The organism is Psychrobacter sp. A3, from assembly GCF_028823565.1.
GTDB lineage: Bacteria > Pseudomonadota > Gammaproteobacteria > Pseudomonadales > Moraxellaceae > Psychrobacter > Psychrobacter celer.
The window spans coordinates 1-9,917 of sequence record NZ_JAPEHS010000092.1 but is presented as its reverse complement, the minus strand read 5'-3'; the positions used below and the strand labels follow the sequence as shown (position 1 = coordinate 9,917).

Here is a 9,917-nt window from a genome sequence, read left to right as displayed (position 1 = left end):
TGGAACAATTTTAGCGATCAGCAGTGCCTATTTGCGAATGTTCAACACGCCCTAAGATGGCCTATACAAGATAACTTGTACAAAACAATGAGCAGTTACTCAGCATAATCAAGCCAAACCCAGCCGTTTTCTAGCCACTCCATTAAGTCATCGGGATCGATGTCTGCAACATCATCCGCCTGCAAAGCTTCACCATCTGCCAAGCGCTGCAATGTCTGTTTGGCAATAGTATCTAGACCATCTAGGCGTTGACCATTAGCGTACAGGATAAGTTCACCGGCATGTTTATGATAGAGCAGCCGATTGCTATAATCCGCTTGCAGCGCAGCGCCCTCTGATAAGGCCTGTATCAGCTCATCTGTGTCCAGCGTCTCCTCTGGTACCAGCGCGTCATATTGACGCTTGCTGACCACCTCAGATACTGCCTGACGAATGATATCGTCACCACGCTCAGACTGTAGCATGTGTAAGAGCTGCTCTTTGATCGCACTGATACTTTCTGATTGCAATGCGCCAGATGCCTGTAGTGCTTGCGGCAATAGCAGCGGAATAAACAAATCGCTATCGTTGGTGGCGATATCCGCTAAGCTATCGATAATTTGCATCAAATTTGGACGACGGCAGCCAAAAGAAAACGTCAGACAATCATCTTGCGCCACGCCGAAATGCGAGAGTTTGGGCGGCACATAAAGCACGTCACCCGCTTCTAATATCTCATCAAAGATGATGTCGCCCATATCATCAAATACTCGAATCGGCTCATCTGCGACAAACTCCGTATTCTTATCACAGTATTTACCTAGCTGCCAACGGCGAGAGCCATAGCCTTGCGCCAAAAACACATCATAATCATCATAGTGCTTGCCGACCGAGCCGCCCGCAGGCGCATATGAGACCATGATATCGTCACGCTGCCACTGCGGGATAAAGTCAAACGCTTGCCACAGTTGTCCAAGCTCAGGTGACCATTGCTCAAGGTTTTGCACAAGGACTGTCCACTGCGCTGGCAGGTTGTCAAAGTCGGTTTCGCTTAAGGGGCTTTTTTTGAGTTGCCACTGCGGCTCATCGACAGGCTTAGTTGCCGCTTGTGTGAGCAGGCGCGCTGAAGCGTCTTCTTCTAAAGCCAGACCCAGCATATCTTCTGGCTCAAACATACCGATTAGTTGCGGCAGACCTTGCTTGATCAGCAATGGCTTTTTTTGCCAATACTCGTTTAAGAATTGCTCAGGGGTCATATTATCAGGTAAACAAAGGGGTATAGCGCTCATTGGTAAATCCATATAAAAATTAGGAAAAATTAATCGTCAGGATGACTTTATAGGAGAGTTTTAATCGTTTATGATGACTTTTCGATAGCTTAATACAAAGACTATCGGCTTATCTTAAAATTATAGGAAGTTTATGAAAAAGTTGCATTTTATCGTCATCATCGCAAGTATCTTTGTCTTACAAGCCTGTGTGCACAAAGTTGTGACTGTCCCTGCCAAAATAGCCTATAAAACCACCAAAGGCGTGGTCAAAGGAACGGTCGCGGTCGGCAAGGCCATCATCCCAGGCGACAGTGATGACGATGATGATAAAAAGGATAAAAAATAAAACCTTACTGATCACCTATGAGTTTTTAAGACAGTCATAGCATGCAAAGTAAGGTTGTTATTTTGTATGGACTTAGGCGAATGTATAGCCAGTTTGACCAAATAGAGATGAGGCAATTGTGCCTTATCTCTATTGCTTTAAGGTATTCAATTCACCTTAGCAAACTTTATAGCTTTGCTATCCAGTCTTTGATAGCGCGTGCTTGCTCAGCGGCATTACCAGTATAGGTCGCAGGCGTAAGCTCACGTAAGCGCGCTTTGTCGCTATCAGAAACAGCTGCCAGCTCATCACTGTCTACAAAGGTGAGCATCGCCTCACGCGTCATGGCATTGCCACGGGTTAGGGCTTTGAGTTTCTCATACGGGTTTTCGACGCGGTAGCGACGCATGACTGTTTGGATCGGCTCGGCAAGTACCTCTTGCGCTTGCTCCAAGTCGTCATCTAAGCGCTGAGGATTGACTTCCAATTTGCCCACGCCTTTTAGGCACGCATCATAAGCAATCATACTTTGCGCCAGGCCGACACCGATATTACGCAGGACGGTAGAGTCTGATAAATCGCGCTGCATACGTGAAATTGGCAGTTTTTCGCCTAAGTGCGCAAGCATGGCATTGGCCACGCCCAAGTTGCCTTCTGAGTTTTCAAAATCAATGGGATTGACCTTGTGCGGCATAGTAGATGAACCGACTTCGCCGTCTTTTAGGCGCTGCTTAAAATAGCCTAAGCTAATATACTGCCAAATGTCACGGTTAAAATCGATTAATATAGTATTAAAACGTTTGACCGCATCAAACAATTCAGCGATATAGTCATGCGGCTCGATCTGAGTGGTATAAGGGTTAAACGTCAGCTCAAGGCGCTCGGTGATAAACTGCTCAGCATGACTTTGCCAGTCGACTTCTGGATAGGCCGATAGGTGAGCGTTGTAATTGCCGACCGCGCCATTGATTTTACCGAGTAGCTCGACTTGTCCAACTTGCTTGATTTGACGAGCTAAGCGATAAGCGACATTGGCCATCTCTTTACCTAGAGTAGTTGGGCTAGCAGTTTGACCGTGCGTGCGTGACAGCATGGGCTGATCAGCGTGAGTAATCGCCAAGTCAACGATGCTATCGGTCACTTGCTGCATTTTAGCAACCACAAGCTCGCGGCTGTCTTTGAGCATAAGCGCATAAGACAAATTGTTAATATCTTCACTGGTACAAGCAAAATGGATGAACTCTAGGCTGTCCTCTAACTGCTGATTGCCGCGAAACTTATCTTTGATAAAGTACTCAACCGCTTTTACATCATGATTGGTCGTTGCTTCGATGTCTTTGATCGCTTGGGCATCGGTCTCGCTAAAGTCATCGACAATACTATCCAAAAAGGCATTGGTATCTGCATCAAACGCTGATAATTCACCGATGGCATCATTATCTGCTAACGACTGTAACCAGCGGACCTCAACGGTGACACGCGCTTTAATAAGACCAAACTCAGAAAGATAAGGACGTAAGCTGTCAGCTTTTGAAGCATAACGGCCATCGATTGGGGAGAGAGCGGTAAGTGGGGTCATGGTATCGCCTTTGAGTGAACAGAAAGTGAATGACTGCTTACGACAGCAGTAAATTTTGGTGGCGCAATTATAGCAAAAACTGATGCAAAAAAGGGAGTGTCAGCGATATTTCCCACGAATTAATAGTACGTCAAAGACAGATGTCAACGTCAATAGATTTGGGGGAAATTGAATAGAGAGAGGAGTCAAAAACGATTGAGGATCATAATCCAAACGCGAACGGACGACATGACAAGCGGAGCAGTAACGGTTGCTACTGCCGCTTGTCAAAAATTAAACCCTATCTAAAAACCGCAAGGCGCATCAATAGACTCAATCACGCCGCCGCCCAAACACACCTCATCGATATAAAACACCGCAGACTGACCCGGCGTCACTGCGCGCTGCGGCTCATCAAAGACCACGCGTACCTCACTGCCATCAGTATTTGTCGCAAACACACGGCAGGCCTGATCTGGCTGGCGATAACGCGTTTTTGCCATGCAGCTTAAACCTTCGCTAGTAAAAACAGCTTTGGGTGCAGCACCATCGACCCAGTCGAGTTTGTACGCTTGCAGCTCATTGCTCATCAGCATCGGATGCTCGTGACCTTGACCAACGATTAGACGGTTTTTGGCCAAATCTTTTGCCAGTACAAACCAAGGCTCCTCAGGACGATCTTTTACACCGCCAATGCCGATGCCGCCGCGCTGACCTAAAGTATAGTACATCAGCCCATCATGCGTACCGATGATATGGCCATCGTCGGTGACGATATCGCCTTTTTGCGCAGGTAAGTACTGCTGCAAAAAGTCCTTAAAGCGGCGCTCACCAATGAAGCAAATACCGGTTGAGTCTTTTTTCTTCGCGGTCACTAAATCATGATCTTCTGCGATGCGGCGTACTTCAGGCTTCTCTAATTCTCCGACTGGGAATAAAGTCTTGGCTATCTTGTCGCCGCCAACGGCATGTAAGAAGTAGCTTTGGTCCTTGTTGTTATCAAGGCCGCGCAGTAGCTGGGCCACCTCCATGCCTTCGACATTTTTGTAATTAACACTGCGGCGCGTGTAATGACCGGTAGCGATATAATCAGCGCCAAGCGTCAGCGCATAGTCTAAAAACGCCTTAAATTTGATCTCTTTATTGCACAAAATATCGGGGTTAGGGGTGCGGCCGGCTTTGTATTCCGCCAAAAAATGCTCAAACACGCGGTCCCAGTATTCCATCGCAAAGTTGGCAGTGTGCAATTTGATACCGATTTTGTCACAGACCGCTTGCGCATCGGCAAGATCGTCCATAGCCGTGCAGTACTCAGTGCCATCGTCCTCTTCCCAGTTTTTCATAAACAGACCTTCAACGATAAAGCCTGCTTGCTGCAGGAGTACGGCTGATACCGAAGAGTCCACACCGCCTGACATACCAACGATGACCCGCTTCGTGTTTGGGCTATCGATGTCGGCTAAGTTTAGAGGGCGATGGTGAGTGATCGTAGTAGCTTGACTGGATAAATTTTGCGTGGCTGATGTAACTGGCATAACGGAGCGCTCAACAATTTGTGATAACATAGGCGCTATATTATAGCATTGAATTAAAAATCAATGCTTATCAAGCTAATTTCTAGTTTTAAAAATAGCTTAGATGCTTTCATAAAAGTTTCGCTTATGTTGAATAAAATTTTGGATGAACAATGATAAAAATTGGTCAAGGTATTGACGTTCATGCGTTTCATAACAATGGTGAACAGCAACAATATGTCATATTAGCTGGCGTGCCGATTGAGCACACCCATAGCTTGCTGGCGCACTCAGACGGTGATGTGGTGCTACACGCACTTGCTGACGCGCTACTGGGTGCATTGGCGCTCGGCGATATCGGGCAGCACTTCCCTAATACTGATGCCGCGCATGCTGGCCTTGATTCAAGAGTACTGCTACGTTATGTCTATAGCAAAATAGTCGACGCCGGCTACAAGATTGGTAATGCTGATATTACCGTGATGTGTGAGCGCCCAAAACTTGCGCCGCACAATCAAGCGATGCGCGCCAACATTGCCAGTGATTTGCAAACCGATATCAGTAATGTCAGCATAAAAGCCACGACTACTGAAAAGCTAGGATTCGCCGGTCGTCAAGAGGGCATTATGGCCAGTGCCGTGGTATTATTGCTCGCTGCTGAGCCTCGGTAGCATGACTGTGATGGGTGATGCAATGATGAGGGATATAATATTGGCACTTCTTTTATGAGGACTGACAATGTTTAGGCGATGGATCAAACGCTAGCAAGCCATGCTTGTAATATACGGACCATCGCCCCATGTATCAGCCATAGCCTTTATTTCTTTGTTTATCTATTTGTTTATCGAATGAATAATTGGCAATATCGTTACCCCACATACCTTTTTAATAAACCGCTTTATCAATAGGAGCCTTTTATGAGTGAGCAAACCCCAAACACTGCTGCAAACGATGTCGAACAACTGATTCGTGATCAGATCCGTGACAACAAAGTCCTTATCTATATGAAAGGTACGCCACAATTTCCGCAGTGTGGCTTCTCTGCACGTTCGATCGAAGTCTTGACGCAAATCGGCCGTCCATTTGCCTTTGTGAATATTTTAGAAAACCCAGAGATTCGTGCGACCTTGCCTAAGATTGCCAACTGGCCTACGTTTCCGCAGTTATGGATTGATGGCGAGCTGATGGGCGGCTCAGATATTATTTTAGAGATGTATCAATCAGGTGAGCTTAAGCCATTGGTTGAAGCCAACAGCCCTGCAGCGTAATATCTGTATGAAGATGTGGCCGCTAAGGTCTCTGTAACGGCGCAACATCTGTCCAAGACCCGAGTCTGCCTACGCACGGCTCGGGTTTTTTGTGGGCGTGATGCGGCACTTTGCATTGTTTTTAGCGGTTTTGGCCCCATATAGGGCTTAGGATAAACGCCATTTTAATAATAAGAGATACTTATGAATCATCCTGAAAAAAGCACCGCCCCGCAAAATGAGCAAGCCGCTATTGAAAAGCGCCGCGAGCATTTAAAAGCTGAGTCGCAGCGTCTGATGGATATGGCGAATAATGAGCCACACTCGGCACTTAAGTGTATCCATCAGCTCAGTGTGGCAGGCGGTGCCACTGAAGCGACTTATATCGCTATTGAGCAGCGTATCGTGGCCGATCAAGACGCAGCAGGTGCTTATCACTTGGCCTTGTTGGCACAAAACACGCCTGATTTGCCCATCGATGCGCGCCAGCTTATTGAGCTGGTCGTCAATAAAGGCGACAATACGCAGCGTTTGGCCTTACTCAAAAATCTGCCGTTACCGCCTGTCGATCATATCAAAGAGACTATCTTGGCCAGCAACGATGGTGAGGCGATTGGACAAATGAACGCGTATTTGCAAATCAATCCAGAAGGCTATGGCAGTCGCCATATGCTAGGCAGTAGTCAAAAAGATCGTATCGTGCCACTAAGCCCTGGTAATAGCATAGAGTAATGGCATTTATACGGCTTTATGAGTAAGTAAGCGGTAACTATTTGCTTTGGCTTCCTCAGTTATTTGCTATAAATAGTTTTTGTTTGAGCATTTTTTACACATCAAAAAATTGTTATAATAGTGGGTCATCTACTCCCTGATCAGCGGCTTATCTGAGCCGTTGTCTCTTTTTATTTTTTCTTCGATTTTAATTCGACTGACGTTTGTGGGCTGGGCGTTTGCTACGTAACAAAAAAGTAGTGAGCGAGGGCCGCGTTATGAGTCAAGTGAGGCATACATGCAATACCCAAAACATTACGACGTGATAGTGATCGGTGGTGGTCATGCTGGCACAGAAGCTGCGCTGGCAGCCGCACGTATGGGCGCGCAGACCTTGCTACTCACCCATAATATTGAGACGCTCGGACAAATGAGCTGTAACCCCGCGATTGGCGGTATTGGCAAGTCGCACCTAGTACGTGAGATAGATGCGTTAGGTGGTGCGATGGCATTGGCAACCGACAAGGCGGGTATCCAGTTTCGGGTGCTAAATAGCCGTAAGGGTGCTGCTGTACGTGCCACGCGCGCACAAGCGGATCGTATCTTGTACAAAGCCGCCATTCGTCATACGCTTGAGAACCAGCCCAATCTTGACTTATTTCAACAAGCGGCCGATGATATCTTAGTAGAAAATGGCCGTGCGACAGCGGTGGTTACCTCGACAGGTATTGTTTTCAAGACAGAAACAGTCGTTCTGACGTCAGGGACGTTTTTGGGCGGTGTCATTCATATCGGACTTGAAAACGCAAAAGGTGGCCGCGCAGGAGACCAGCCTTCTATCAAGCTGGCTGACCGCTTGCGTGAGCTCAAACTGCCAGTCGGCCGCTTAAAGACAGGCACACCTGCGCGTATCGATGCGCGTACGGTGGATTTTAGCGTTATGACGGTACAGCCGGGTGATACGCCGCTGCCTGTCATGAGCTATATGGGTGATGTCTCTATGCATCCTGAGCAAGTCAATTGCTATATCACCCACACAAATGCGCGTACCCATGACATCATCCGCGAAAACCTTGATCGTTCGCCGATGTTTTCTGGTAAAATCGAAGGCGTAGGCCCGCGTTATTGCCCGTCTATCGAAGACAAAATTCATCGTTTTGCGGATAAAGACAGTCATCAAATCTTTATCGAGCCTGAAGGCCTGACCACACATGAGTTGTATCCAAATGGTATCTCCACCAGCTTGCCTTTCGATGTGCAGTTAGAGTTTATTCATAGTATGAAAGGGCTTGAGAATGCACACATCACCCGTCCAGGGTATGCCATCGAATACGACTACTTCAATCCACAAAGCCTAAAGCCCACGCTTGAGACCAAATCCATTGATCGCTTGTACTTTGCAGGGCAAATCAACGGTACCACAGGTTATGAAGAAGCGGGCGTGCAGGGGCTGCTGGCTGGTACTAATGCGGCACTCGTCACCACCAATAATAGTGAGTTTGAGACGTGGACACCGCGCCGTGACGAGGCGTATTTGGGCGTACTTGTCGACGATCTCATCACCCACGGTACCAAAGAGCCGTATCGTATGTTTACCAGCCGTGCTGAATATCGTTTGCTCCTGCGTGAGGACAATGCCGATCAGCGCTTGACCGAGACGGGCCGCAAGCTCGGTTTGGTTGATGACGCTCGCTGGCAAGCATATCAAGACAAAATGGATGCCATCGCTACCGAATCGGCTCGTCTAAAAGACATGTGGGCCACGCCTGCTAATGCCCTTGGAAAAAAACTTACTGAGCAAACTGGTGAGGTCTTATCCAAAGAAGCCACGGCGTTTGACTTACTAAAACGTCCGCAGATTCACTTTGCGGATATTGCTGCGATGACTGACTCGCAAGTCGATGAGCAAGTAGGCGAGCAGATAGAAATCTCGGTCAAATACGCCGGCTATATCGACCGTCAATCCGAAGAGATTGAGCAAATGAAGCGTTTGGAGAGTACGGCATTGCCGATGGATTTTGATTATAGTGTGGTCTCAGGCTTATCAAATGAGATCGTACAAAAGCTATCGCAAGTACGGCCTGCGACGCTGGGTCAAGCTGGTCGCATCAGCGGTGTGACGCCGGCGGCGGTTCAGCTGCTGGCTATGACGGTCAAAAAACAAAAAAAAGCACAGGCGACGCTTAGCGTTTGATGATGACACAGATTTGTCATTCAATATAAGACGGCAAGAGGCTCGCCCTAACACCCATAATGATTTGTCATTATGGGTTTTTTGTTGCTAAGGGCTTGGCGGTTTTTGGCGACAGCAGTAATAGCAGGTAGAATACTGTATCGGCAATGAAGCCAATTAATGACAAAAAGGAGTGCGACTATGCCTTACAATACCTTATCAGAGCTGCCAGCGGCAGTAAAAGATCATCTACCCAAACACGGACAAGAGATATCTCTTGCGGCATTTAATAGTGCAAGTTTTATGTAGAATTGACTATAGCTGCATTGCGATAGACCAAATGTCAGCCGATTTTATGCTAGATTAGGAATTTATTTGATTTTCTAGTCACCTTATCACCTGATATAGAGGCATGGCGGCAAACGTGCTGCTGTGCGTCTATGGTGTTTTTTGAGTTTTTTATGATAGAAGCCATCATTTTTGCGATTACCATTGTCTTACCTAACCTAGCGCTGATGGGGTTGGGGTTTTTTATGCAAAGGCGCGGTGAGGCCAGTCAGGTTTTTATCGATCAGGCCTCAAGCTTTGTGTTTAATTACTGCTTGCCGTGTTTGCTTTTTTTTAGTGTGGTCGACAGTGAAGTGGACTATGCTAAGCAAATCACGCTAATCGGGGCAGGCATTGTCGTGACCTTTATTTTGTTTGTCGGTGCAGAGCTCTATGCCAAGCGTTTTGTCAGTCGGCCCATCGATCAAGGGGTTTTTGTCCAAGGCGTCTTTCGTAGTAATATGGCGATTATTGGCCTTGCAACCGTTGCCAATGCTTATGGCGAGCGCGGCTTGAGTATTGGTGCCGTCTATATGGGCGTGGTGACCATTCTGTTTAATCTTTTAGCGGTCATCACTTTGAGCCGTGTCTCCAAAAGTGTGGATGACACATTGATTAGCCGCAGCACGATGATCCTCAAAAAAGTTTTTACCAACCCACTTATTTTGGCATTGCTATCAGCATTCGCTTATAAGGCATTGCCATTGCCACCGCTTACAGGCGTCATTCATACAACGGGTGATCTATTAGCAGCGGTTGCATTGCCGCTAGCACTGATTTGCGCTGGTGCTAGTATTGATTTGAAATCGATG

The 9,917-nt window shown here is 47.1% G+C and carries 9 protein-coding genes; 6 read left to right on the top strand and 3 right to left on the bottom strand.

The window, feature by feature from the left end:
- Positions 1–95: 95 nt before the first annotated feature.
- Positions 96–1,268, bottom strand: coding sequence for a cupin domain-containing protein (locus tag NK638_RS10680; protein WP_274633012.1), 1,173 nt, complete (start codon positions 1,266–1,268; stop codon positions 96–98).
- A gap of 133 nt (positions 1,269–1,401) precedes the next feature.
- Between NK638_RS10680 and NK638_RS10675 the strand changes: the two genes are divergently transcribed.
- Positions 1,402–1,596, top strand: a complete 195-nt coding sequence (locus tag NK638_RS10675; protein ID WP_274633011.1) for an NF038104 family lipoprotein — start codon at positions 1,402–1,404, stop codon at positions 1,594–1,596.
- Between the two features lie 166 nt (positions 1,597–1,762).
- On the opposite strand, the gene purB is transcribed toward NK638_RS10675, so the two are convergent.
- Together purB and mnmA are read right to left on the bottom strand one after the other, a co-directional pair.
- On the bottom strand, positions 1,763–3,154 hold the full coding sequence (gene purB, locus NK638_RS10670) for an adenylosuccinate lyase (protein WP_274633010.1): 1,392 nt from the start codon (positions 3,152–3,154) through the stop codon (positions 1,763–1,765).
- Between the two features lie 284 nt (positions 3,155–3,438).
- Positions 3,439–4,668 carry a tRNA 2-thiouridine(34) synthase MnmA gene (gene mnmA, locus NK638_RS10665; RefSeq protein ID WP_274633009.1) on the bottom strand — a complete coding sequence of 410 codons (1,230 nt, stop codon included), beginning with the start codon at positions 4,666–4,668 and terminating at the stop codon, positions 3,439–3,441.
- 152 nt (positions 4,669–4,820) lie between these two features.
- Between mnmA and ispF the strand changes: the two genes are divergently transcribed.
- The 5 genes from ispF to NK638_RS10640 form a co-directional block, all read left to right on the top strand.
- Positions 4,821–5,318 (top strand): 2-C-methyl-D-erythritol 2,4-cyclodiphosphate synthase, encoded by a 498-nt coding sequence (ispF, locus tag NK638_RS10660; protein WP_274633008.1) that lies wholly within the window; start codon positions 4,821–4,823, stop codon positions 5,316–5,318.
- A 246-nt stretch (positions 5,319–5,564) separates the two neighbouring features.
- Positions 5,565–5,915 carry a Grx4 family monothiol glutaredoxin gene (gene grxD / locus NK638_RS10655; protein ID WP_274633007.1) on the top strand — a complete coding sequence of 117 codons (351 nt, stop codon included), beginning with the start codon at positions 5,565–5,567 and terminating at the stop codon, positions 5,913–5,915.
- Between the two features lie 183 nt (positions 5,916–6,098).
- Positions 6,099–6,626, top strand: a complete 528-nt coding sequence (locus tag NK638_RS10650; RefSeq protein WP_274633006.1) for a hypothetical protein — start codon at positions 6,099–6,101, stop codon at positions 6,624–6,626.
- A 277-nt stretch (positions 6,627–6,903) separates the two neighbouring features.
- Positions 6,904–8,799, top strand: a complete 1,896-nt coding sequence (mnmG, locus tag NK638_RS10645; RefSeq protein WP_192994094.1) for a tRNA uridine-5-carboxymethylaminomethyl(34) synthesis enzyme MnmG — start codon at positions 6,904–6,906, stop codon at positions 8,797–8,799.
- A gap of 440 nt (positions 8,800–9,239) precedes the next feature.
- The coding region (locus NK638_RS10640; protein WP_274633005.1) for an AEC family transporter at positions 9,240–9,917 on the top strand (678 nt) is incomplete at its 3' end.